Below are 24,633 nucleotides of genomic sequence, written 5' to 3'. Positions count from 1 at the left end.
TTTGGGCGGTCAATACCCTACCCAGTACCGTAGGTCATCATAGACAAGGCGACTGCGGCTGTCAATCCCCTCCGCCGGCTGCGACGGCCTCGCTCGCCCGGCGGTCCAGGCTCTCCTCCAACAGCGACGCAGCAGGCAGCAACAGCGCGGTGGCCGCGGCCGTCACCCCCGAGTCGTTGGCCACGAGCGCCACCAGCGCCCCTGCCCCGGCCGCCTGGAGCATCGCCACGTAAGCCCCGTCCCGGGCGGCAATGCGGCCGGACAGCCTCGGCGCTCGCAAGAACGCGGCCGTCACCACCAGCATCGCTACGACCATGATCCGCGTATACATGCTGTACCGGATGAGCCGCACGTTGAGCGCCAGCTTGCGCCGGGCGATCTCCAGGAGGTATCCGGGCCCGGCCTCCTGAGAGGCGACGAGGGCCTGCCCCCAGTGCGCCTGCATGGGCCTGGGCTGCAGCGCGTCCCACCCGCCGAGCGCCAGGACGAGGGCCATCCCCGCCGCCACGCCCCACAGGACCCGCCCGAGCAGATCGGGCCCCTTCTGCTGCAGATCCGCGCCCCCCCTCGCCCAGGCCAGCGTGGCGACCACGGCAGCCACGGTCATGGCGAGCCCGCCTCCGACGTCGGAGCCCCACCCGGGCCACCCCGTCACCACCGCCGTCGCCGCGATCACGAGCCCTCCGGCCCAGGCGCGGCCCGTGCGCCGCATCGCCTCCAGGCCGACGAGGAGCGCCGCGCTGAGCATGAGCCCCGAGTGCTCGTTGCCGACGCCGTAAAACCGCGCGCCTGCCACCAGATCGTAGCCCATGAGCGAGCTCCCGATGAGCCCAAGATGGGCCACTGCGTCGGCGATCGTGCTCGCGAGCGCGAGGACCGCCACGATCACGACCGCACCCGTGCCGAGGGCCTTCCCGGCCAGCCGAGCCCCCCAGGTCAGCAGCAAGGCCCCGGATCCTGCGATGGCCAGAGCCCATGCGCTGTCGCCGGACCCGGCCAGGAGAGGGGGCGGTCGGACCACCACCGGGAGCAGGAGCATCACCGGTACGGCAGCCGCCCACACCGCCGCATCCGCCATCAGGGAGGCCACCCGCCGCCAGGGCCACCAGGCCGCGACCAGCGCTCCCAGCAGGACCAGGACCTGCAGGCTGATGAGCGTCGGCATGACCCTCGGCCGCAGCCAGTAGATGCGGGAGCGCAGGACGGCCCAATCCCGCAGCCACTCGACCATGGAGCCGCTGCCGGGCCCCTGGCCGGCGTGAAGTCGCGCCCCGGGTGCGGTTTCGAGCGGCCGGCCCGCCACCGGCGCCGGCGGGTGGGCCAGGCCGAAGGCCCGGGCCAATGTGGCGGTCAGGTCCGGGGCGATGGCAAAGCCGTCCAGCCGGGTGCTCGAGCTGTAGAGCAGGCCGGGTCCCTCGAGGTTTCGAACCAGGAGAGGGGTGAGGAGCAAGGCCGGCCGTTCGGTCCCGTCGGGGTCCGGAAGGGCCGGTAACGGCAGCAACGCGGTGATGATGATCGTTGCCTGTGCCCAGTACGGATCCGAGCGGAGCCGTTCCAAGAACTCCCCGAGGCGCGCCGAGACCGCTTCGCCCGCCTGCCGGAAGGCACCCGGCGTCATCGCCTGCTCTTCGAGGGCCAGGCGTAAGAGATCCCCGCTGTCCACGAAGACCGCCGGAGGCCCGAGAGCTCCTTCTCGCACGGACAGGGCCCTGAGCTCCTGCCAGACGGCTTGCCAGTCCGTGCGCACGCCTCCGGGCGCCTCCGGATCCTGCACGTCGATCCGGATGGCCCGGGGCACCGTGCCCCTGGAGTCGACGGCCACCAGGGCCGCCAGATCGAGGGGCCGGACCTCGCCCCATGGAAGCCAGCGCCCAAAGGCGACCGCCTCGGCCGGCCCTCCCACCCACCGCCCGTCTCCCATGACCACCCGGCGATACCCGGCCGTCTCCATCAGGTCCCCCAGCCACCCCAGGGGCGGGCTCGCCTCCTGGCCCATCGCCCGGGCCAGTTGGGGCGCGTCGAGGAGCAGCAGGCCGTCGGGGCCCAGGGCAGGCGGTGGCCCCATGCGTCGCCGGTAGGTAGCCCGAGAGGCTTCGTCCGGCCGGGCGAACAGGATGGGGCCGGCGAGCCTCTCCTGGCGTACGCCGCTCGCCAGGGTGGCGTACGCGGACAGGGCGTCGCGGGGGTTGGTGACCAGGGGGTTGAGGAGCGCCATCGAGCTCGACCCGATCCATCGGGCAAAGGAAGATCCTTCCCCCTGGGCGGCGGTGTGCGAGGCCAGCCACGGCCAGTGGAGCCCCTCCCAGAAGAGCACCAGCACGGGCCGGCGAGCCGGTGTGGCGACGGCGCCGGCTTCGGACGCCGCCGCCCGGCCTGCGGGGGCGACCATCGCCAGCGCCGCCCAGACCAGCGCGAACAGAGCCGCTGCCCGTCCGGGTGCGGCCTGGGGTTTGCGGCGCGGCCTACGCACGCCCGGTGGCCTCCCGGCCGGCCCGGTAAAGCTCCAGGATCGCTCGAGCCATGGCCGGAGCCCTGAAGCGCCCCGCCGTCTCCCTCGCCCGCCTGGCCATCTCACCGGTCCGGGCCGGATCGTCCATGAGCCGGCGCATGGCAGAGGCCAGCTCGACCGGATCGCCCCCGGGCACCAGGAGCCCGCCGCCGGCCGAAAGCAGGGGCTCCAGGTTGGCCCCGGCGGAGGCGATCACGGGGCGGCGGGAGGCCATCGCCTCCAGCAGCGCGTACCCGAAACCCTCGAACGCCGACGGGAATACCGCTGCATGGACCCCGGCCCAGAACCGGCGCGGGTCGTCCACCGGTCCGAGCAGCCGGACCGCCCGCCCTGCCCCGAGCCGCCGGACGAGGGCCTCGAGCTCGTGCCGGAGCGGCCCGTCCCCTCCGACGAGAAGCCGCACCTGCCGGCCGGAGCTCTCCAGCTCCGCCGCAGCCAGGATAGCCACGTGCACACGCTTGGAAGGGATCAGGCGGGCAAGGCAACCGAACACCCACGGTCGGCCCGCCTCGGGCGGCGCCCATCCTGGCGCGGCGTCGAACCACCGGTCCGGAAGCCCGTTCGGGATGACGCGCAGACGTTCCGGGCTTTGCTCCCCGAGGTCGGGCTCCCACATCCTGGCAACCTGGTCCGAGACGGCGATGACGCGGTCCATGCACCGCAGTGCCCACCTGCCGGCCTCGTGGTCCGCCCACCGCAGGATGGCCGCCCGTCGGGCCGGCAACGCGTTGTGCAGCGTCGACACCCACAGCGGGGGCTTCCCTCCGCAGCGCAAGCTGCGCGCGCACAGCCCGGCAGCCAGGGCTCCCACGACGGTGGCCTTGTAGCCGTGCAAGTGCACGACGCAGGGCCGGAGCTGCCGCACCAACCGGGCGAGGCGCACGGCCGACGCCACGTCCTCGAGGGCGCCTACCCCATCCCGGACCGGCAGGGGGAAAAGGAGCACCACCCGCTCGCCCGGACGGGCCCCTGATCCCCCCGGGTCGAGCCGGCCGTACAGCCGCTGCAGCACGTCCGGCGGCGCCGCCACGGCCAGGCGGTGGCCGGCGGGCAAGAGCTCGCCGGCGAGGGCCGCCATATGGGTGATCATGCCCCCCGAGGCCTCCCGCATCACGTGCAGGAAGACGGGAAGCTCGTCAGGGCCGGCTGCGGGCTGCGGACGTGTCGTCGAAAGCGCCTGGGAAACGGCCGACGCCCCCTGCCCGAAGCATGCGCGAACGGCGGCCGTCTATGCGGCCGCGGCCCTCAGGCAAGGGCCGAGGACCTGTTGACCCCGCCGCTCTGGGACAGGCGCAGCCCCTCTTCGACGGCCATGCGGGCAAGCAGGTGGGCGAGCGTCGACTCGGCTCCCTCGTTGAGGTTGGGCCCATCGGCGCCCAAACCGTCCCGGCAGCCTCCGGTTGCCTCGTCGTGCATCACGACGCCATGGACGTTGCGCCCGTAGAACCACTCCAGGGCGAGCACGGCCCGTTCCAGGTAGACGTCTCGCCCGGTCGCCTCATAAAAGGAGCTGGCCGCCTCCGCCAGGGCCCCGGCGTCGACGGGCTGCTGATCGAACAGCGCCCGTTGCCCGCCGCGTTCGGACCAGCCCCGATTGCCCACGATCTGGACGTACCGGCCGCTCCACTGGTGGTTCCACAGGAACTCGAGGGTGTCGGTGGCGCTCTGCAGGAAAGCTCGCCGGCCCGTCACTTCCCAGGCGGCGACGAGTGCTTGCGGAAGGCGGGCGTTGGAGTAGGTCAGCCGCTCCTCGAACCAGGCCCACCCCGGAGCGCGCGCCCGGCGGTAGGCCTGGACCAGCCGCTCGCCCAGGGCTGCGGTCAGCCTCCGGGCGGCCGACGCCCGCTCCCGGCCGAGCCTCTCGGGAGGCGCCTTGAGCAACGCCCGCAGGCCCAGCAGGGCGAAGGCCACCGGCCGCAGCCCCGAGAACCGTTCGGCCCACGGGAGGGTTCGATCGAGGGTGCGCAGCGCCGCGGTCCACACCCCGTCCACCTCCGCGAGCGAAACGGCCTCCCCCAGGGCCCAGATCGCCCGGCCTACGGGGTCCTCCGGGCCTCGTTCGTCGAGGAACCGCCGGTCGTAGCCGACGTCGTTGTGGAACCAACCGTCCTCCATCTGGCAGTAGAGCACGAACCTCAGGTAGCGGATGGCCAGTTCCATCGCTTCCGGATCCCGGGTCTGATGGTAGTAGCGCAGCACCACCACCAGCGCCCGGGCGTTGTCGTCCAGCGTATATCCCTCTGCGGCGTTGGGCACGGCCCCCACCGCGTGCTCGGCGATGCCCGTGCTGTCGGTGAGCCGCCGCAGGTGCGCCAGCTTCCACTCAGGCCACCGGACCGAGCGCATCGATCTACCTCCCAGGCTGAGCTTCTCGCCACGGGTTCGCTCCGAGCAACCCTGCCGAACGCCGGGCCGGCAAGGTCGACGCGGCGATGGAGGCGGGTTGCTCCAGCGGCTCCACCGCCTGCGGCGGGTTGTCGGCCACCCACCGGAACAGGCGCCCGTAGCGCGAACCCACGATATCCCAGCTCATGGATTGCCCGAAGGCGAGAGCACGGTGCTCCAGGGTCCGGCGCAGCTCGGGATTGTCCAGCAGCCGCAGCACCTCTCTGGCCAGGGAGCCCGGGTCTCCGAACTGGCACAACAGGCCCCGGCCGGGCCCCACCACCTCCCGGGCGTACCTGAACGGCGTGGAGACGACCGCCTTGCCGGCGGCGAGCGCGTAGCTGAGCGTGCCGCTCACGACCTGATCCTCGTTGGGATACGGCACCACGTAGACGTCGGTGGCCGCAAGCAGCGTGCCCAACTCCTCCAGGCCCAGGTAGCGGTCGACGAACTGCACGTTGTCCTGCACCCCGAGCTCGGCCGCCATCTGCACGAGCGACTGCCGGTAGCTCTCCCCCGACAGCTTCAGGACGTTGGGGTGGGTTTGTCCCGCCACCACGTACAGCACCGACGGGACCCGCTCCTTGATGGCCGGCAACGCCCGGATCGCCTGCTCGATCCCCTTGCCCGGGCTCAACAGCCCGTACGTCAGCAACACGGGCCGTCCCTGGAAGCCGAGGCGCCGCTTGGCCTCACCGGGATCGATCGAAGGAAACGCCGGGGTGCCGTGGGGGATCACCACGACCCGGCCGGCGTCGATCCCGTACAGGCGCTGCAGGATCTCGACCGCCGAACGGGCCTGTACGACCACCACCCGGGATCGCGCCGCCAGCTCCACCAGGATCTGCCGTTGCTTCTCGTCGGGCCGTCGCAAGACGGTGTGCAGGGTGGCGACCACGGGCAACCGGGTATGGCGCAGGAGATGGAGGACGTATTCTCCCTGGTCCCCCCCGAACAGCCCGTACTCGTGCTGGAGGTTGATGACGTCCCACCCGCCGGTTTCCAGGAATTGGGCGGCTCGCAGGTAGGAGTCCAGGTCTTCGACCACGATCGGGTGCACTTCGTCCACCCCGCCTGGGTAGGGCGGCTTGCGGTCGAGCGCCTCCCACGCGGGGTCGAGCGCCAGGGCCCCGAGCCGGATGTACGGGTACGCCTGGCGAACGGCCTGGGCGAGGTCGGCCGTGAAGGAGGCGATGCCGCACCTGCGCGGCGGAAACGAACTCACGAACGCCACGCTGAGCATCCGGCCGTGGCCCCACCTCCGCAGGCCGCCCTGGGGGGTGGGCCGCTGCATGCGCCCCCGGTGCCGCCGTTCCATTCCCAGTACGTGATCCGAGTTCAAGACGTTTCACCTTCCGCCGTCTGTTGGCCCTGCCGTCTGTTGGCCCTGCCGGCCCGCGTCGACATCCCGGTGGGCTTGCGCCACCCAATGCCGTCCCGCCTCCAGGAGGGCCCGGACGCGCCGGTCGTCGGGAGCCTCCGCGTAGATGCGGACCAGCGGTTCGGTGCCCGACGCCCTCAGCATGACCCACGAGCCGTCCTGCAAGAGGAGCTTGAGCCCGTCGGTCCGTTTGGCCTCGACTACCGGTGTACCCGCCACCACGTCCGGCTGCCACTCGCTCACGTGCCGCCGGACGGCGCCGAGGTCCGCGGTCTCCTCCAGGTGGAGGTCCAACCTCCCGTAGCGATGAGGACCCACCCGGCCTTCCAGCCACTCCACGAGCTGCCGGGCCGTGCGCCCGGTGCCCGCCATGAGTTCGGCCATCAACAGGGCCGACACGATCCCGTCCCGCTCGGGGATGTGCCCGCGCACCCCGATGCCCCCGCTCTCCTCCCCGCCGATGAGGACGTCCGCCTCGAGCATGCGGGCACAGACGTACTTGAACCCCACCGGGGTCTCCACCAGGGGCAAACCGTACCGGGATGCCAGCTGGTCCACCATCGACGTGGTCGAGACGGTCTTGACGACCTCTCCGCGCAAGCCCCTGTGCTCTACGAGGTGCATCAAGAGCAACGCGAAGATCTGGTGGGCGTTGACGAACCGCCCCGTCTCGTCGACCATGCCGATCCGGTCGCCGTCACCGTCGACCGCGAACCCGGCGTGTACACCGGATCCCAGCGCGCGCACGCTCTGCTGCAGTGCTTCGAGGTTGGCTTCGATGGGCTCGGGGTTGACCCCGCCGAAGCCCGGGTTGGCCTCCTCCCGGATGGCATGTACCGTCCGGCATCCGGCCCGCCTCAAGGCCTGCGCCAGTACCCCGCGGGCCGCGCCATGCATGGGGTCGGTCACCACCGCCAGGCCGGCCCGGGCGATGGCCTGGGTGTCCACCAGCGTCAAGATGCGCTCAAGGTAGGGCTCCACCGGATCGAACGGCCGCACGAGCCCCTGCTCGATCGCCCGGTCCAGCGCCAGCCGCTCGACACCCTGCCCCGACACCAGCATCTCGTTGGCCCACGCTTCCACCGGGCGCGTGATGGCCTCCGTGGCGGACCCCCCGTAAGGCGGCTTGAACTTGACCCCGTTGAATTCGGGCGGGTTGTGGCTGGCCGTGATCATCACGCCGCCGCCGAGGTGGCGCTGCACGACGGCAACGGCCAGAGCCGGCGTGGGCACTTGCCGGGTCGAAAGCCAGACGGGGATCCCCGCTCCCGCCAGGACCTCGGCCACGGCCCGGGCGAATCGATCCGAGAGGAACCGGGCGTCGTAACCCACCGCTACCCCTCGTGCCGCGGTACCCGTCTCTCGAAGGTACCGGGCGATGGCCGCGGCGACTATCCTGACCCGCTCGAACGTGTAGCCGTCGGCGATGACCTCCCGCCAGCCGTCCGTCCCGAAACGAATCGGTCGTGCTTGCATGGCTGTGCCCACGATGCCCCCCCAAACCGGCACGGACAAGACATACGCCTCCGCAAGCAGCACCATGCCAGGTGGACTCGCGGGTATACCCAGCCGGGTATAGGTACCCAGGATGCCCTTCCACGGCGCACCCATTATTGTGCCATGACGGGTATCGGGACTCAAGGCGGCGATACCGGCGTGAGCCCACGGACCGGCCTGTCAGAGGTAGGCCTCCTGCTCTCCCGCTCGCAGGGCCGCCAGGAGGTGCTTGATATCCTGTGCGCGGTCCTTGGCACATACCAGCGTCACGTCTTCAGTCTCCACGATGACCAGGTCGCGCACGCCGAGAGTCGCTACCAGTCTTGGGCGCCGCCCCGTCCTGGCCGGGTCGGTCGACCTGGAAGGCTCGCCGTTGACGAATACGATGCACTGGCTGGTGTCGATCCCCACGTGGTGGCCGCCCTGTACGACGTTGCCGTCTTCGTCAGGAGAGAAGAGCCTCTCGAGTGCAGGCCAGCTGCCGGCGTCGTCCCATCCAAAGTCTGCCGGAATCACCGCGATCTCTCTGGCCCGCTCCAGCACCCCGTAATCGATCGACACGGAGTCGAGCCTCGCGTACACGTCGGCGGCCGTCCGTGCGTGGTCCGGCCCGCCCCAGGCGGCCGCGATGCGTTCCAGCCCCTCGTGCAGCGCCGGCATGTAGGTGGCGATCGCTTCCCGGATGGCGCCGGTCCGCCAGACGAACATCCCGCTGTTCCACAGGTGGCGCCCGTCGGTCACGTAGCGCCGGGCCAGCACCCGGTCCGGCTTTTCCACGAAGCGCTGGACCCGGTACACGTCGTACCCCTGCGCGACGGCGGCGCGCTCTCCGAGCTCGATGTACCCGTACCCGGTCTCCGGGCGGGTGGGCCAGATGCCCAGGGTCACCAGGGGATGCCGGAGAGCCGCCGCGGCGGCCGCGCGGACGACGCGCCGGAATGCCTCCCCGTCCCGGACGACATGGTCGGCCGGCAGGACCAGCATGATGGGATCGGGCCCCCACGGGCCCGGCACCCGGCTCAAGTGGACCGCCGCCAGCCCGATGCACGCCGCCGTGTTCTTGCCGGCCGGCTCCACCAGGATGCTCGAGGCCGGCAACTCGGGAAGCTGCTCGCGGATGGAATCGGCATACTCCCGGCCCGTCACCACCAGCACCCTCTCGGGGCCGGTCAAGGGCAGTACCCGCTCCACCGCCTGCTGGATGAGGCTGCGCGAGCCGTCGAGATTGAGGAGCTGCTTGGGCCGTGCGCGCCGGGACAAAGGCCAGAAGCGCTCCCCCCGGCCGCCCGCCATGATGACTGCCACGAGCCGGTCCGTCTCCATCGTGTCGCCCTACCCCCTCAGGTGCGCGTCTCCGGCGCCAGCCGGATGCACAGGCGATCCCCGGCCTCGGCGTCCAGCATGGCCGCAGCTGACGCCTGGACCCGGGCCACCTCCAGGGTCCCCGAGGAACCCACCAGCACCACCCATTGACCCGGAGCGGCGTCGCCGTACGTGCCGACCCAGCGGGCCTCGATGGGCGGCGAGGCGGCCACGAAGGCCCGGCGCTTCGAGAGCAGCGTCACGACGGCCCGGCCCGGCGGCGACAGGCCCGGGGGAGGCTCGAGCGGCGTCACCAGGTTGCCGAACCGGTCCACGCGGACGATCTCGCCGCACGACCCTTCTCGGTAGAACTGCAAGGGAACCAGGCGGGGGGACGCCCGCACGGAGCCCAGCTGCTCGATCGGCGTACCCGCGGCCCACCGCGCGGCCACCGGAGCGAAGACGTCGCGTCCGTGGAAGGTGCTGGATGCCTCGACCGGTACACGAAGTTGTACGACACGAACCGCCCCGTCATCCTCCACCGCGGGGTAAAGCAGCCCGTTGTCCGGGCCGACCCACCGGTAGCGCCGGCTTTCCACGGCAATGGCAGGGCGTGCCGTGCCTACGCCCGGGTCGACCACCGCCAGGAAAAGCGTGCCATCCGGGAAATACCGGTAGGTCGTCCGGAGCAGCCACGCTCCTTCGCGGACGTCGTGAGGGCGCACGGTATGGCACAGGTCGATGAAGCGAGCCTGGGGCCAGAGGCTCGCCATCACCGCCTTGACGACGCCGGCGTATTCGCCTTCGCCGAAGTCGGTCAGCAGGGCGATGAGGGGTACCGCGGGCAACGCCATGGCGCGAGGGGCATTGGACGCAGGCCCGGCGTCCACCTGCCGCCGGGGGACGGCCCCGGCCGGCCGCGGTCACGAGAGGTAGACGTCGAGCGCGGCCACCCTCGCGGGCTCTCGCAGGTGGGCAAGGGCCCGCTCCTGGATCTGGCGGATCCGCTCCCGGGTCACGCCCAGCCGGCGGCCGATCTCCTCGAGGGTGCGGGGGCGGCCGTCGTCGAGCCCGTACCGGAGCGTGAGCACGGTCTGCTCCGTGGGCGAGAGCTGTCGCATGACTTCCCGGATCTGATCCTTGAGCAGGCTGCGAGCCGCCTGTTCGTCGGGCTGGGGTGTCTGGTCGTCGCCGACGAAGTCGGCCACCCGCATGCCGTCGTCCCCGACCGGGTTCTCCAGGGAGACCAGTTCCTGGGAGACCCTCAGGGCATCCTCGACGCGAGCGACGTCGACTCCCAGTTGCGCGGCCACCTCCTGGGGGCTCGCATCGCGGCCGAGCTCGTGGCCCAACCGGGTGGCCGTCGTGTTGACCTTCCCGATGGTCTCGACCATGTGCGCCGGCAAGCGGATCGTCCGGGCCTGGTCGGTGATGCTGCGCCGCACCGCCTGCACGATCCACCAGGTGGCGTACGTGCTGAACCGGTACCCCTTGCGCCAGTCGTACTTCTCGACCGCGCGCATGAGGCCGATGTTGCCTTCCTGGACGAGGTCGAGTACCGGCACGCCCCGATCCACGAAGCGCATGGCAACGTTGACGACCAGACGCAAGTTGGCCTCGATCAGCCGGGCCTTGGCTCGCACGTCGCCCTTCTCGGCGCGCTGGGCCAGTTCGACCTCCTGCTCTCGCGTCAGCAGCGGTACCTTCCCAATCTCTTTCAGGTACGTGTGGAGCAGGTTGACCGAACTCTCCCGGTCCGAGGCACCACGCGTGCGCCCGCTCGTCCGGGGGCGAGTGCCGGCGCGGGGAGCGGCAGCGGCGCCGCCGGCTTCAGAGCGACGCTTCAGGGGCCGGGCGGGTGGATCGACGTTGGAGGCTGCGGGAAGCGTACCCGTCGACGATACGGACACCGGGTCATCACCTCTGTCGCTGGCAATCGGGACAGACGCCGTAAAACTCATGACGCTGGCCGCTCAGGCGGAAGCCGGAACGCTCCTGCACCGTGCGGGCCAGGCGGTCCAGTTCGGGTTCCTCCAGGTCATAGATACGATGGCAACGAGTACACCGGATGTTGATGTGGGCCTTCGGGTTGCCGTCGTACCGGTTGGGCTCGTCCCCGAACCCCAACTCGCAGACGAGCCCGAGCTCGACGAGCAGCTCCAGCGTCTTGTAGACCGTGGCCTGGCTCATCATGGGAAACCGGCTGCGCAGCGCCTGGTAGATCTCGTCGGCCGTCGGGTGGCTGCGGGTGCTCAACAGGTATTCGTAGATGCTGAGGCGCTGCGGCGTCACGCGCAACCCGTTGCTCGACAGCATCCGTTGGAAAGCTTCCACTTCGGCTCGCACCGGCAACCCCCGCCGCTATTTATTAATACCCGTTCCTCGGAGATACTATGTCAACATAGGACTCGTTGTCAATGTATTTTCTCCTTTTGCGCGCGGCAAGAGAGGGCGGGGAGCCTCGCTGCTCCCCGCCCTCTTCCCCGTGAGCCCGGCTCGGGCTGACAGCCGCTCTTCCTTGCGGTCAGGCCGTTGCGCCCACCCGGGCCTCTTTGCCCCGCACCCGGTCGAGCAGCCGGCGAACGATCGGCATCACGTAGTAGTCGAGACCGAAGTAGCTCGCTCGAGCGCCTGCCAGCGCCACGATGATGGCCACCGTGTACAGGATAGGGTTGGTGCTGGTCGAGCCGGCGAGCATGAAGTTGAGGTTCATGAAGGCGCCCACCAGCGCCGCAAATCCGGTCAGCACGCCGAAGATCAAGGCCATGCCCACGAGGAACTCGCCGATGGGCACGAGATAGCTGAAGAACGTCGCATGCGGCAGGGCTACGTTCTTCAGGAACGCTGCATACCACCCCTGCACGGCCGGGTGATCGCCCGTCGCCTTGGCGATCGCCCCGTTGAAGAACCCGGTGATGGCTACCCCCGCCTTGTCGCCGACCCACGCGGGGTTGGATAGCTTCTCGAGCCCGGCTTCCAGCCACTGGTAGCCGAGCCATATCCGGAGCAGACCGAACACCACTCGGCCTAGGGTCTTCATCCTCTTCCTGCCCCCCGTCGCTCGTTGCTCGGTACGCTCGCCGCCGGGGCGGCGGCGTTGGATTGCTTCGTGCGACTCCATTGTGTCGAACGGGGGAAACAGGGGAAACGGTCGTTTGCCCGGTCTTCACAGGGACGTTCCTACGTGGCAGACCCTAGCCGCGCCATCCGTGCACGCCCCGATGCCTGGGACAATTGTCCCGAGCGGGCCGGTACCGGGGGCCCTCGCAAGGTGATGAGAAGGGTCGCTATTCTTGGTGTGGAAAGTGGAAGGCCGGGATTCGACCGGGGGGAGGCTTCGTCGTGACGCAGGTCCGCCGCCCGCAGTACGTGCGGGTGCCCATCCCTCATCGAGACGCAGGCGAACGCGTCCAGGACTTCTCCGAGGTGGCCCTCACGTACACGGACGATCAGGCCGTGCTGGAGGCGCAACGATGCCTGCAGTGCTACAAACCGGCGTGCGAGCAGGCATGTCCCAACCACAACCCCATCAAGGCGTTCCTCGCCATGGTGGCCGAAGGCAGGCCGATCGAGGCGGCGGAGATGCTCTGGGAGCACAACGCCCTCCCGTCGTGCACGGGCCGCGTCTGCGCCTGGGAGAACCAGTGCGAGGGAGCCTGCCCTCTCGGGCGCAAGGGCGAGCCCGTGGCCATTGGCGCCATCGAGCGCTACCTGGCGGAGAAGGCGCTCGCCGCCAGGTTCGACCAGCCTCCTTCCCTGCGCGGCCCCTGGCCCTCCGGCCGCCACGCGGTCCCGCCCGGCGACGTGGCCGTGGTGGGGGCAGGCCCGGCAGGGCTCTCGTGCGCGAGCGTGCTCGCTCGCAAGGGATGGCGGGTCACGGTCCTCGACGCCTGGGTAGTGCCCGGAGGCGTGATGAGCTACGGCATCCCGGAGTTCGTGCTGCCCAAGAGCACGGTGGCGGCCGAGATCCGGCGCCTGGAGGGGCTGGGGATCCGGTTCGTCCAGGACGTCACGGTGGGGGAGGACGTGCTGGTCGACGAGCTGCTGGGACCCATGGGCTACCGGGCGGTCTTCCTCGGTATCGGCGCCAACGAGGCCGTGCGGCTCGGGGTGCCGGGCGAGGATCTGGAGGGCGTGGTGAGCGCCAAGGACTTCCTCATGGCCGTGGCCCGGCGCCAGATCGGGGGGGCCGCTCCTGCGTCAGGTCACGACCTGGTGGGCAAGCGGGTCATCGTGGTAGGCGCCGGCAACACGGCCATGGACGCCGCCCGCACGGCCCGCCGCCTCGGGGCGAGCGACGTCGCCGTCTACTACCGCAGGGCCCGGGAGCACAGCCCCTCGCGCCCGGTGGAGATGGCTCTGGCGGAGGAAGAAGGGGTCCGGTTCGAGTTCCTGGTGGCGCCCTCCCGCTTCGTCGGGGACGGCGGGCGGCTCCGGGCGATCGAGATGGCCCGGATGCGGCTGGGTGAGCCGGACGCCTCGGGACGGCCGTCGCCGGAGCCCATCCCGGGATCCGAGTACCTCGTACCTGCGGATCTGGCCATCCTGGCGGTAGGATACCGGGTGGAGCGGACCCTGGGCGACAAGACTCCCGGCCTGGAGACGGGGCGCGGCGGCCGGATCGTGGTCAAAGACCCCCACGGCCTCACCTCCCGCCTCCCCGTGTGGGCCGGAGGCGACTGCGTCACCGGCGCCAATACCGTGGTCCACGCAGTTGCAGCAGGGCGGGTGGCCGCCGAGGCCATCGCCGCTTACCTCGAGGGGGCTCCGGCCGTCGCCGGGCCGGTCCCCCGGGCCGGCGGAGGATGAGCCCTCATCGCAGGAGCGCCGCAGGACCCGCAGCCGCGGGGCTGGAGACCGTCAGCAGCAGAGCCCACAGGGCCGCCACACCGGCTGCCGTCACTCCCAGGGCAATGAGGCGCCGGCGGGAGCGGCTCGCCATGCCCGCCGTGCCGCTTCGCCACGCGCCTGCGGCCACGAGGGAGCGGCGCGCCGCCGCGAGCAACGGGCGAAACTCGCCGGCCACGAGCGCCAGACCCGACGCCAGCGCCATCCACCATCCCAGCGTGGAGACGAGGGCGGCAACGTCGGGCGGGATCGGCATCCTCACGACCACCCAGCCCCTCCTGGTCGCCGGGATAGACCGTTTACAAGAAGGTCCCGGCAAGAGAGGGTTCGAGGCCGCGGGCGCCGATCCTGTCATTTGTCCTGGACATCTGTCCTTCACCGGGAAGGATGACCGGCAGCGTGAACGAGCTCAGCTCCCCATCCCCCTTCTCGCCCGCTCCGGACCCCGTCGCCGAAAGCGACGAGCAACGCCGGGAGCGCGCCCTCGCCATCGTCCAGCAACTCGAGCGCTGGTGGCCGGAGGTCCGGATCCCCCTGCGCCACGGCTCCCCCCTCCAGCTGCTGATGGCGACCATCCTGTCGGCCCAGTGCACCGACGCCACCGTCAACCGGGTGAGCCCCCTGTTGTGGGAGGCGTATCCCGACGCAGCAGCTCTGGCCGGCGCCGATCGGGGCCGCCTCGAGGCGATCATCCATCCTACGGGCTTTTTCCGCCAGAAGGCGCGCATGATCCAGGAGGCGGCGCGGTTGATCCTGGCTCGCTTCGGTGGAGAGGTCCCGCGCACGATGGACGAGCTTCTCACGCTGCCCGGGGTGGGCCGCAAGACGGCCAACGTCCTGCTCTCGGCCGCCGCTCTGGAAAAGTGGCCCGGGTGGGAGCCGGAACGCGCCGGCATGGGGATCGTGGTGGATACCCACGTGCTGCGGCTGGCCCGGAGGCTGGGACTCTCCACGTCGCCGGACCCGGCCGCCGTCGAGCGCGATCTGATGCAGATCGTCCCCCGGGACCGGTGGGCCACCCTGCCGTTGCGCCTCATCTACTTCGGCCGCCGGATCTGCGTCGCGCGGCGGCCCCACTGCGACGACTGCCCCTTGCGGCCGTTGTGCCCGTCCGGCCCGTACGGCGGCGCCAGCCCGTGGCTCAGCTCTCGAGGAAGACCGTCTGCGACGCCTCGTCGTAAGCGAACAGCTCGGCGTAGCGGCCCCAGTCGATGAGCGTCTCGAGCTGGCGGTGCGCTTCGGCCGTCCCGTAACGGCGCTCCAGGATGTCGAGGAAGAACTCCCGGGGCATCCGGTGGTTGGCCTTGGAACGCAGTACGGCCAGCATCCGCTCGAGCTCTGGCACGCAGGCGAGCACCTGCTGGCGAAAGAGCTCCTTGCGGCGGGTGACCGACGCCTGGGCGTAGGCGAGCCCGGTGGGCGTGAGTTCCACGTCCCCGGCGCTCACCCGGCAGAGATTGAGGAGTTCTGCCGCGTCCACGATGGGGAGCAAGTCCTCCAGGTCGAGCTGCAGCCGCGATCCCATGGCGTAGAGGTCCGCGCGCCCGTCGGCCTCTTCCAGCAGTTCGATGAAGCCGTTGAGCGCCCCGGCGCGGGCCGAGGGCAACTGGCGCACCCGGCCAGCCGCTCCGCCTCGGGCGGGCCCCGGCCCGGCCGCTCCAGAGCCCGCCGCGCCCGAGCCGGCCACCTGGCGAAGGGCGCGATGCGCCTCTGCGTCCTTGTGGTGTGTCGTGAGCAAGGCGTAGACCTGGTCGACGAGCGCCTTGAACTCCGGGGCATCCCGGTCCCGCCAGTGGGGGAGCGGGATCGGCACCTCTGCGACGACCCGCGCCGGATCTCGCGACAGCACGACCGCCCGGTCGGCCATGTAGACAGCCTCCTCGATGCTGTGGGTGACGAGCACCATCGCGCGGGTCGGGATGCGCCGGTCGATCCAGAGTTCCAGCAGGTCGCTCCGGAGGTTTTCCGCGGTCAGCACGTCGAGGCCCGAGAAAGGTTCGTCCATGACCAGCACATCGGGCTCCACCACGAGGGCCCTGGCCAGCCCCACCCGCTGCTTCATCCCGCCGGACAGCTCCTTGGGAAAGGCGTGTTCGAAGCCGTCCAGCCCCACCATGTCGATGGCCGAGAGGGCCCGCCGGCGGCGCTGCTCCGCCGGCACGCCGCGGGCCTCGAGGCCGAGCTCCACGTTTTGCAAGACGGTGAGCCACGGGTAGAGGGCAAAGCTCTGGAACACCATCGCCACCCCGGGGTTGACCCCGGCGACGGGGCGGCCCCGGTAGAGCACCTGGCCCGAGCTGGCGGGCACCAACCCGGTGATGATGCGCAAGAACGTCGACTTGCCCGAGCCGGAAGGCCCGAGGATGGCGACGAACTCCCCTTCGTCCACGCGCAGGGAGATGCCGTCGAGCACCTGCATCCGCCCTCCGCCGGGCAGCGGGAAAGACTTGGTGACCTGCTGCACCTCGATGAGCGGCGAACGGGAAACGGCAACGGCCATGGCCTTCCTCCTCCTTTCCTCACGCCGGTCTCCTCACGCCAGGCTGCAGCGGCTTTCGGCGCGCAGGTACAGGGGTCTCCAGAGCAGGCGGTTGAGCAGCACGACCAGGATCGCCATCGCCGTGATGCCCCAGACGATGCCCCCGCGGTCTCCCACCCGGGTCACTTCCGTGATGTAGGCGCCGAGCCCGGTGGCCACGAGCCGGGTCGATCCCCAGGCGGTGACCTCGGCGACGATGCTCGCGTTCCAGGCACCCCCTGCGGCCGTGAGACACCCGGTCACCAGGGAGGGCATCACGGCGGGCAGGATGACGCGTCGCCACCGGGTCCACCCGCCCACCCCGAAGACGAGCGCCGCCTCCTTGAGCTCGGCCGGGAGCTGGCTGGCCCCGGCGATCACGTTGAACAGGATGTACCACTGGGTGCCGAGCATCATCAGCAGCACGGAGCCCACCTCGAAGTTGACGTGCCACCGGGCGTAGACGAACGCGATGAACGGGAAGAGCATGTTGGCCGGAAAGGCAGCCGCCAGCTGCACGAGGCCCTGTCCCATCGCCGCAAGGCGCGGATGAAGGCCGATCAGGACGCCCACCGGCACGGTCCACGCCGCTCCGAGCCCCACCGCCGCCATCACCCGCAGCAAGGTCAGGATGCCGAGCCACGCCACCCACCCGATTTGCCTCGCCCCCATGTGGCTCACCAGGAGCGCCGCGAGCCAGGCGTACCGCAGGAGCCCCAGCCCTGCGGCCACCATCACCGCCCGGCCGGCCCAGGCCCAAAGCGGCGAGCGCCGCCCGGCGAGGCGGCCGGCCAGCGTGGCTCCGCCTCTCCAGAGGCGATCCATGGCCGCCGACACGAACGTGCCGAGGGGCGCCAGGACCCCTCGCTCGAAGGCGTCCACGAGCGCCGAGCGGCGCAAGAGCATCAGCACCGCCGAAGAAGGGGCTACCGCCGAGGGCGTCTGCTCGAGCTTGAAGCGCTCGGCCCATGCGACCAGCGGGCGCCAGACCAGCTGGTCGATGCCCAGCACCACCAGGGCCATGGTGAGGATGGCGTATCCGACGGCCCGGGCGTCGGCCCGTTCGAGGGCGGTCGCCAGGTAACTCCCGACGCCGGGCAGCATCAGGCGGCGGTTGAGCACCGTGATCGCCTCGCTGGCGGCCAGGAAGAACCATCCACCCCCGAAGGACATCATGCCGTTCCAGACCAGCGGGATCATCGAACCCGGCAACTCCAGCCGGGTGAAGCGCTGCCACGGGCTCAGCCGGTACACTTCCGAGACCAGCCGCAGCTCCCGCGGAAGCGAAGAGAGCGAGTAGTAGAAGGCAAAGGTGAGGTTCCAGACCTGGCTCGTGAAAATGGCGAAGATCGAGGCCAGCTCGAGCCCGACGATCTGGCCGGGGAAAAGCCCCATGAGCGCGTTGATGCTGACCGACAAGAACCCCAGCACGGGCACCGACTGCAAGATGTCGAGCAAAGGGATGAGGAACCGCTCGGCCCGAGCGCTACGGGCAGCGAGGTATCCGTATCCGAGAGAGAACGCCACGGACAGGGCGAAGGCCGCGACCATCCGCAGGATGGAGCGGCCGGCGTAATAAGGCAAGAAGGCCGGCTCGAGGCGGATCGCGTCCGGAGCCGCCGCTGCCAGCGGCGCCCGGAGCCCTGCCCCGACCCGGACCAGCGCGTATACGAGCGCGAAGACCACCGCGGCGACGGCCAGGTCGACGAGACCCGGCCGGCGCGGCACGAACCGGTGATAGCCGGTCACGGCAGCGGCCTCCCCCTTGCTTCGCGAGGTGCCGTGTTACGGTGCGCAGCCTGCGACCTCCGGCCGAGCTGCCGTCACCACCGGCACCGGATCGGGCCGCCGCCCTGCCGGGGGTGCCCGGCCTCAGCGGGGAGAGGCCCGCCGCTCGGGTGCCGTGGAGACCGCGGCTTCGGCCGGGCTGCGTATCGGTAACCCGTCGCCTTCAGCCACAGTCTTCACCTCTCGGGCCCACCGGCAAATGACGGCCTGCCCCTTCGCAGGGGCGATCCCGGTGAACCCGGACCTCGTTAAGCATGCCACCGCGGCGAACGGCCGGCAAGATCTTTCCGGGCAGATCGCTCCTCCCCGCTCTCTCCCCCGGGAAGATGCCATCTTTCCCCTGCGCTACCGCTCGATTCCGAGCGGTCCCGCCCGCCGTGGCGGCATCAAACCGGCACTTCCGGCCGAACCGCTTTTGCCGGCGGGACCCGAGGGCGGCCGGCCACCTGCCGGGCGGTGGTCACGCAGCAGGGCTCCCGCCGCCCTGGCGACGAACCGCCCCGGCCCGGTCGGCGTCTACGAAGGAAGGGACGCCCCGGGCCCGGAAAGAGCCAGCCGAGAGAGGCACCGTAGGGGAGATGGACCCTCATGGCTCGATGGCTTCCGTCGGCTCACCGCTGGAGAAAGGCGGCCCTCGCCCTTGCCATGCTGGGGCTGGTCGCGTTGCCCGCGGCAAGCGGCGATACGCTGGCGGCGGCCCCTTCCCAGTCAGAGGCGGAGCGCACCGTGGTCGTGGTGGGCCAGGCACGGCTGTGGGCGCGGCCCGACGCCGCCCAGCTGGTCGTGGGCATCGACTCGGAGGCGCCGACCGCACAGGCCGCCCAGCGCGACAACGCGCGCAAGGCCCGCCAGGTGATGGCGGCGCTGGATGCCCTCGGCATCCCTCTTCGGGATCTCCAGACCACGTCCACGCAGCTGATGCCCGTCTACCGTTACGACGACCAGGAGAAGCAGCCCAGGCTGGCAGGCTACCGGGCGTCGTACACGCTGCGCCTCACCCTCAAGGATCTCGACCAGGTGGGCACCGTCGTCGACTCGGTGGTGGCGGCCGGCGCCAACCGCATCGACTCCATCCGCTTCATGGCCCAGGATACCGGCGCGCTGGAGAACGAGGCGCTGACCCTGGCCGTGCGCGATGCGATGAACCAGGCGCGGACTCTCGCCGCGGCGGCGGGAGTCACTCTGGGCCCTCTCCTGTCCATCTCCGGCGTGCGCTTTTCCGGGGCGCCCGAGCCCCCGATCGTGCGGCCCCTCGCCGGCCGGGCCGCCTCCGAGGCGGCCACGACTCCGGTGGAGCCGGGGTTGCTGGAGTTCACGGCATCGGTCACCCTGACGTACCGGCTCGGCCCGTGACCCGGCGCTGCCTCGCGACCCGGCCGCTCGCCGGCCGTAAGGACGGTGCTCCGGCTTGACGCGCCGTCCCCGGCGCGGTTAGTTTTTTCACACGCGGCGATTCGTACCGGAAGTCGGGGGCACCGGGGTGGCCATCAACCCCATCCACGTGATCTTCGGCCTCAAGCTCCGCCAGGCCCGGCTCCAGCAAGGCCTGTCGGTCACGGAGCTTGCGGCCCGGTGCGGCCTGTCGCCCTCGTACCTCACCGAGATCGAAAAGGGCCGCAAATACCCCAAGGCCGACAAGATCCTCCGCCTGGCGAGAGCCCTGCACCTCGACTACGACCGGCTCGTCTCCCTCAGCCTCGATCCGCCCCTGGCGTTCTTGGAGCAGGCGCTCTCCTCCCAGGCGATCCAGGACTTCCCGCTCCAGCTGTTCGGGCTCGACCCGGCTGAGGTGGTCAAGCTGCTCACCCGTTCCCCCGCCGAGGTGAGCGCGCTCGCTCGCGCCCTCGGTGACATGGCCCGTGGATACAACATCCAGGAGGAGCACTTCTTCCGGGCGGCCCTGCGCTCGTACCAGGAGATCCACGAAAACTACTTCCCGGATCTGGAAGAGGCCGCCGCGCGTTTCGCCAGGGAGCACGAGCTGGTCGCCCGCCAGGGGGCCCCCCTTTCCGAAGAGGCCCTCTCGTCGCTGCTCACGGGCCGCTTCGGCTACGCCATCGGCCCCATCCCGGTGGAGCGTTACCCCGAGCTCGCCGCGTACCGGGCCATCTTTCTCCCCGGCCACGGCCCCCGCCTCCTGGTCAACCCGGCCCTCCTGCCGTCCCAGCGCAAGTTCGTGCTGGCCCGGGAGATCGGTTACCGGGTGCTGGGCCTGCACGAGCGCGCGCTCACCAACTCCCCCGAGCGCGCCGACTCGTTCACCCAGGTCCTCAACGACTTCAAGGCCGCCTACGTGGGTGGAGCCTTGCTGATGCCCCGGGATACCGTCGTCGACGCCATCCGCACGCTTTTCTCCCGGGCCACCTGGCACCCGGAGCAACTGGCGGGCATGCTCGAGGCGTACGACGTGACCCCGGAGACGCTCCTGTACCGGTTCAGCGAGCTGATCCCCCGTTTCTTCGGGCTGAAGGTGCATTTCCTTCGGTTCAACGAGCAGGGCGGCAGCTACCGCCTCTACAAGCAGCTCAACATGAGCCAGCTCGCGCTCCCCCACGGCTTCGACCTCAGCGAGCACTTTTGCCGGCGCTGGCTCACGGTCCGCATCATCCGCGACCTGGCCCATCGCGGCCACGCGGGGCCGATCGTCGGCATCCAGCGATCCCGCTTCCTGCAATCGCGCAAGGAGTTCGTCTGCCTGGGATTCGCCCGCCAGGACAACTTGCCGCCTTTCCTGCGCACCAGCGTGATCCTGGGCTTGCGTGTCGACGACGCATTGGAGAAGGAGCTCGCGTTCCTCGACGACCCGGCCATCCCGGAGGCGTTGCTCAACGAGACCTGCGAGCGATGCCCTCTGAGCCCCGAGCAGTGCCCCGAGCGGGCGGCGCCCCCCGTACGCTTCGAGCAGGACCAGCTCGTCGAGCGGCGTAGGAACGCCCTCGAGGCGCTCATGGCCGCCGCCTCGCCTGGTGCCGACGGGGTTGCCGGCGGGCCGGGTACGCGCGCGCAGCCGCCTGCCACCCGCCCGTCTCCCGCCGCGCTTTCCCGGTAAGACTCGAGGGGGGAAGGGACGAAGAGACCGTGTCACGACACCCGGTCCGCGACTCGTCGGAGTTCAAGGAGCTGCTGGAGCGGCTCGCGGTGGTGGACGACCTCGCCCGTGCCGCCGCGGTACTGCGCTGGGACATGGAGACGTACATGCCTCCCGGCGGTGCCGGCAGCCGCTCACAGCAGGTCGGCACCCTGCGCCGCCTTTCCCACCAACACTTCACCGATCCCCGGACGGGCGAGCTCCTGCACCGTCTGGCGGGCGTGGTCCAGGACTTACCCTACGACTCGTTCGAGGCGAGCCTGGTGCGGCGTGCGCTGCGCGACTACGAACGGGCGACGCGGGTGCCCGCCCGGTTGGTGGGAGAGCTGGGCGAGGCGACCGCCCTGGCGTCGCACGCATGGGCGCGCGCCCGATCGGCCAACGACTTCGCCTCCTTCGCTCCGTATCTGGAGCGCAACCTGGCGCTCCTTCGCGAGCTGGCCGACCGGCTCGGATACGAGCAGCACCCCTACGACGCGCTGCTCGACGAGTACGAGCCGGGCATGCGGTTGTCGGATATCGAGCCGTTGTTCGAGAAGCTGCGGGACGCGCTGGTGCCTCTGGTGCAGGCCATCTCGAGGCGGGCGGGGATGGTGGACGACTCGCTGCTCCACCAGCCCTACGACGAACAGCGCCAGTGGCAGCTGACCCTGGAGGCCTTGAAGGCCATCGGCTACGACTTCGAGCGGGGGCGCCAGGACCGGTCGGCCCACCCCTTTACCACGACCCTTGGGTTCGGCGATGTGCGGCTCACCACCCGCATCGACCCCCAGGACTTCTCCTCCGCCCTCTTCTCGAGCATGCACGAGGGAGGCCACGCTCTTTACGAGCAAGGCATCCCCGAAGAGCTGGCCCGCACCCCCCTGGGAGATGCCGCATCCCTCGGCACGCACGAGTCCCAGTCGCGCCTGTGGGAAAACGTGATCGGGCGCTCCCGGGAGTTCTGGCGCTTCTTCCTCCCCAAGGCGCAGGCCCTCTTCCCCGACCAGCTCGGAAAGGCCGACGTGGAGACCATCTACCGGGCGGTCAACCGGTCCCGTCCCGGTGAGGTCCGTACCGAAGCGGACGAGGTCACCTACAACCTCCACATCTTCCTGCGCCTGGAACTGGAAAAGGAGCTGCTGACCGGCCGCCTGGCCGTCAAGGAGCTCCCCGAGGCGTGGAACGCCAAGATGGAGAGCTACCTCGGCATCCGGCCGCGGGACGACGCGCACGGCGTCCTGCAGGACATCCACTGGTCCCAGGGCATGATCGGCTATTTCCCCACTTACGCCCTGGGCAACGTGTTGTCCGTGCAGTTCTTCGACCAGGCCAGGAGCGAACGCCCCGAGATCCTCGAGGCCGTCGCCCACGGCGAGTTCCAGCCGCTCTTGTCCTGGCTGCGGGAGCGCATCCACCGGCACGGGAGCAAGTTCACCCCCAAAGAGCTGGTCGAGCGGGTCACCGGCAGCCCCATCCGGGTGGAGCCGTACCTGGCGTACCTGCAGCGCAAGTACGCGGAGTTGTACGGGCTGTGACAGGGCCCGGGAAGAAGGGCGGGAGCCGCCATGCCGCTACGGGTGCCGGCACGGGTCCACATCGTCGAGGTGGGGCCACGGGACGGGCTGCAGATCGAGCCCCGTACCCTCTCCACCGCCGACAAGGTGGCGCTGATCGATCGGCTGTCCGGCTGCGGGGCGCTGGAGAAGATCGAGGCCGGCTCGTTCGTGCGGCCGGACCTGGTGCCCCAGATGGCCGACTCGCAGGAGGTTTTCCGGGCCATCCGCAGGCGGCCGCCCATCCGGTACACGGGGCTGGTCGGCAACAGCCGGGGAGCGGAGCGAGCGCTCGAGGCCGGCGTGGACGAGATCGACTTCAGCGTGGCCGCCAGCGAGACGTTCAACCGGCGTAACGTGCGCAAGGGAATCGACGAGTCCCTGGAGGAGCTGCGGCGGATCGTGGCCCTGGCCGCTCCGGGCCGGGCCCCGGCTCCGGCGGTGCCGGTGTGGGTCACGATCTCCACGGCGTTCGGCTGCCCGTACGAGGGAGAGGTACCTGCGGATCGGGTGCTCCGGCTGGCGGAGGCGGCGCTGGAGGCGGGAGCCGCAGGCGTGGTGCTGGCCGATACGACCGGCATGGCTTACCCGACCCAGGTCGGAGAGCTGGTACGGCAGGCCGCCCGCCTGGCTGGGACCCCACGCCTCGGCCTCCACTTCCACAACACCCGCGGGGCGGGTCTGGCCAACGTGCTCGCCGCGTTGGACGCAGGGGCCGTGAGGTTCGACGGCTCCATCGGGGGTATCGGCGGGTGTCCCTTCGCTCCCGGCGCGACGGGCAACGTGTGCACGGAGGACATGGTGCACATGCTGCACGCCATGGGAGTCGAGACGGGCATCGACCTCTCGTGCCTCGTCGAGACGGCTCGGTGGCTGGAGGGCCTCCTGGGGCGCCCCCTGCCGGGGCAGGTGATGCGGGCCGGCCCCAGGAGCCGGCGCTATCCCGTGCCCGAGGAGCGACCCCGGGCATGCTGAGCACCGGCGGCGCGGGACGGCTGCTGGTCGCCGATGACGAGCCGGATGTCGTCGACCTCGTCCGCATCTTCTTCGAACAGCAAGGGTGGCAGGTCGACGGGGCCGGCGACGGGCGCTCGGCGCTGGAGAAGGCCCGCAGCCGGCCGTACGACGCCATTCTCCTCGACGTCGCCATGCCCGGGATGGACGGCATGGCCCTTTGCCGGGAGCTGCGCGAGGCGGGCGTCGACGTCCCCATCCTCATGCTGACCGCCCGCGACGCCGACGCGGACAAGCTCAGGGGCTTCGGGGCGGGCGCCGACGACTACGTGACCAAGCCGTTCAGCCCGGTAGAGCTGGTGGCCCGGGTCGGCGCGCACGTCCGGCGCTACCGCCGGTTCCGGGAGCAGGGCCGGCACGCCCTGCGCTTCGCCGGCCTCGTCATCGACCCCGCGGCCCGCCAGGTGTGGAAGGACGGGCAGGAGGTGGCGCTCACGCCCCGGGAGTTCGACCTGCTCCTCTTCCTGGCCCGCCACCCCCACCAGGTCTTCACCCGGGAGCAGCTGTTCGAGGCCGTCTGGGGCGAGCGCTACCTGGAGGCGGACTCCAACACGGTGACGGTGCACATCCGCCGGCTGCGGTCACGTTTGGGGGACGACCCCTCCCGCGGGGCCATCATCCGGACGGTGTGGGGGGTCGGGTACCGCTTCGAGCCCCCGGGGGGAGCCGGCCGGTCGTGACCGCGCCCTGGGCTCCGGCACAGTGGCCGGTGGCCTGGTGGCCCGCCGCGGCCCTGGGCGCCGGCTTGGCCACGGCCATCGGGTGGGG

At 70.7% G+C, this 24,633-nt stretch carries 20 protein-coding genes; 7 read left to right on the top strand and 13 right to left on the bottom strand.

Translation table 11 applies throughout. The annotated features are described in order from the left end of the window. Window positions 1-61 precede the first annotated feature (61 nt). The 10 genes from U7230_RS01215 to U7230_RS01170 all read right to left on the bottom strand — a co-directional run bounded on the left by U7230_RS01215 (window position 62) and on the right by U7230_RS01170 (window position 12,114). The gene (locus tag U7230_RS01215; protein ID WP_324716938.1) at window positions 62-2,470 is read right to left on the bottom strand and encodes a hypothetical protein; all 2,409 of its coding nucleotides are present in this window, start codon (window positions 2,468-2,470) and stop codon (window positions 62-64) included. Then, window positions 2,463-3,599: a glycosyltransferase family 4 protein gene (locus U7230_RS01210; protein WP_324716937.1), complete on the bottom strand. Its 1,137-nt coding sequence runs from the start codon at window positions 3,597-3,599 to the stop codon at window positions 2,463-2,465. Before U7230_RS01210 ends, U7230_RS01215 begins: the two co-directional genes overlap by 8 nt. 155 nt (window positions 3,600-3,754) lie before the next feature. Beyond that, window positions 3,755-4,855 (bottom strand): YyaL domain-containing protein, encoded by a 1,101-nt coding sequence (locus U7230_RS01205; protein WP_324716936.1) that lies wholly within the window; start codon window positions 4,853-4,855, stop codon window positions 3,755-3,757. A gap of 4 nt (window positions 4,856-4,859) precedes the next feature. Next, window positions 4,860-6,236, bottom strand: a complete 1,377-nt coding sequence (locus U7230_RS01200) for a glycosyltransferase family 4 protein (protein ID WP_324716935.1) — start codon at window positions 6,234-6,236, stop codon at window positions 4,860-4,862. A gap of 6 nt (window positions 6,237-6,242) precedes the next feature. Continuing rightward, complete coding sequence (locus tag U7230_RS01195) at window positions 6,243-7,784, bottom strand: phosphoglucomutase/phosphomannomutase family protein (protein WP_324718154.1); 1,542 nt, start codon at window positions 7,782-7,784, stop codon at window positions 6,243-6,245. 168 nt (window positions 7,785-7,952) lie between these two features. Next, window positions 7,953-9,095, bottom strand: coding sequence for a mannose-1-phosphate guanylyltransferase (locus tag U7230_RS01190; RefSeq protein ID WP_324716934.1), 1,143 nt, complete (start codon window positions 9,093-9,095; stop codon window positions 7,953-7,955). Between the two features lie 17 nt (window positions 9,096-9,112). Beyond that, the gene (locus U7230_RS01185) at window positions 9,113-9,928 is read right to left on the bottom strand and encodes an SAM hydrolase/SAM-dependent halogenase family protein (protein WP_324716933.1); all 816 of its coding nucleotides are present in this window, start codon (window positions 9,926-9,928) and stop codon (window positions 9,113-9,115) included. Between the two features lie 69 nt (window positions 9,929-9,997). Beyond that, entirely contained in the window at window positions 9,998-10,984 is a 987-nt protein-coding gene (locus U7230_RS01180; RefSeq protein ID WP_324716932.1) for a sigma-70 family RNA polymerase sigma factor, read from the bottom strand. Window positions 10,985-10,991: 7 nt separating this feature from the next. Next, window positions 10,992-11,390, bottom strand: coding sequence for a Fur family transcriptional regulator (locus tag U7230_RS01175; protein ID WP_324716931.1), 399 nt, complete (start codon window positions 11,388-11,390; stop codon window positions 10,992-10,994). 208 nt (window positions 11,391-11,598) lie between these two features. Continuing rightward, the gene (locus tag U7230_RS01170) at window positions 11,599-12,114 is read right to left on the bottom strand and encodes a DoxX family protein (protein WP_324716930.1); all 516 of its coding nucleotides are present in this window, start codon (window positions 12,112-12,114) and stop codon (window positions 11,599-11,601) included. Between the two features lie 302 nt (window positions 12,115-12,416). On the opposite strand from U7230_RS01170, the gene U7230_RS01165 reads away from it, so the two are divergent. Beyond that, window positions 12,417-13,883 carry an NAD(P)-dependent oxidoreductase gene (locus U7230_RS01165; protein WP_324716929.1) on the top strand — a complete coding sequence of 489 codons (1,467 nt, stop codon included), beginning with the start codon at window positions 12,417-12,419 and terminating at the stop codon, window positions 13,881-13,883. 4 nt (window positions 13,884-13,887) lie between these two features. Here the strand turns inward: U7230_RS01165 and U7230_RS01160 are convergent, their stop codons facing one another. Then, on the bottom strand, window positions 13,888-14,184 hold the full coding sequence (locus U7230_RS01160) for a hypothetical protein (protein WP_324716928.1): 297 nt from the start codon (window positions 14,182-14,184) through the stop codon (window positions 13,888-13,890). Window positions 14,185-14,321: 137 nt separating this feature from the next. Here U7230_RS01160 and nth point away from each other — a divergent pair, with 137 nt between their 5' ends. After that, window positions 14,322-15,137 carry an endonuclease III gene (gene nth, locus U7230_RS01155; RefSeq protein ID WP_324716927.1) on the top strand — a complete coding sequence of 272 codons (816 nt, stop codon included), beginning with the start codon at window positions 14,322-14,324 and terminating at the stop codon, window positions 15,135-15,137. On the opposite strand, the gene U7230_RS01150 is transcribed toward nth, so the two are convergent. Together U7230_RS01150 and U7230_RS01145 are read right to left on the bottom strand one after the other, a co-directional pair. Beyond that, window positions 15,064-16,422, bottom strand: a complete 1,359-nt coding sequence (locus tag U7230_RS01150; protein ID WP_324716926.1) for an ABC transporter ATP-binding protein — start codon at window positions 16,420-16,422, stop codon at window positions 15,064-15,066. The two genes, nth and U7230_RS01150, sit on opposite strands and share 74 nt — an antisense overlap. A gap of 33 nt (window positions 16,423-16,455) precedes the next feature. Then, complete coding sequence (locus tag U7230_RS01145; protein ID WP_324716925.1) at window positions 16,456-18,189, bottom strand: ABC transporter permease; 1,734 nt, start codon at window positions 18,187-18,189, stop codon at window positions 16,456-16,458. 627 nt (window positions 18,190-18,816) lie between these two features. Between U7230_RS01145 and U7230_RS01140 the strand changes: the two genes are divergently transcribed. The 5 genes from U7230_RS01140 to U7230_RS01120 all read left to right on the top strand — a co-directional run bounded on the left by U7230_RS01140 (window position 18,817) and on the right by U7230_RS01120 (window position 24,545). Further along, window positions 18,817-19,581 carry an SIMPL domain-containing protein gene (locus tag U7230_RS01140; RefSeq protein ID WP_324716924.1) on the top strand — a complete coding sequence of 255 codons (765 nt, stop codon included), beginning with the start codon at window positions 18,817-18,819 and terminating at the stop codon, window positions 19,579-19,581. A 127-nt stretch (window positions 19,582-19,708) separates the two neighbouring features. Continuing rightward, a complete protein-coding gene (locus U7230_RS01135; protein WP_324716923.1) occupies window positions 19,709-21,277 on the top strand; it encodes an XRE family transcriptional regulator in 1,569 nt (522 codons plus the stop codon). A gap of 29 nt (window positions 21,278-21,306) precedes the next feature. Next, on the top strand, window positions 21,307-22,833 hold the full coding sequence (locus tag U7230_RS01130) for a carboxypeptidase M32 (RefSeq protein ID WP_324716922.1): 1,527 nt from the start codon (window positions 21,307-21,309) through the stop codon (window positions 22,831-22,833). Window positions 22,834-22,863: 30 nt separating this feature from the next. Continuing rightward, a complete protein-coding gene (locus tag U7230_RS01125) occupies window positions 22,864-23,826 on the top strand; it encodes a hydroxymethylglutaryl-CoA lyase (protein WP_324716921.1) in 963 nt (320 codons plus the stop codon). Beyond that, entirely contained in the window at window positions 23,820-24,545 is a 726-nt protein-coding gene (locus U7230_RS01120) for a response regulator transcription factor (RefSeq protein WP_324716920.1), read from the top strand. The genes U7230_RS01125 and U7230_RS01120 overlap by 7 nt, the downstream gene beginning before the upstream one ends. Window positions 24,546-24,633 lie beyond the last annotated feature (88 nt).

The sequence above is a fragment of the Limnochorda sp. L945t genome (assembly GCF_035593305.1).
Lineage (GTDB): Bacteria > Bacillota > Limnochordia > Limnochordales > Geochordaceae > Carboxydichorda > Carboxydichorda subterranea.
The sequence above is the reverse complement of the archived record's forward strand: the minus strand, read 5'-3'. Positions and strand labels throughout refer to the sequence as shown.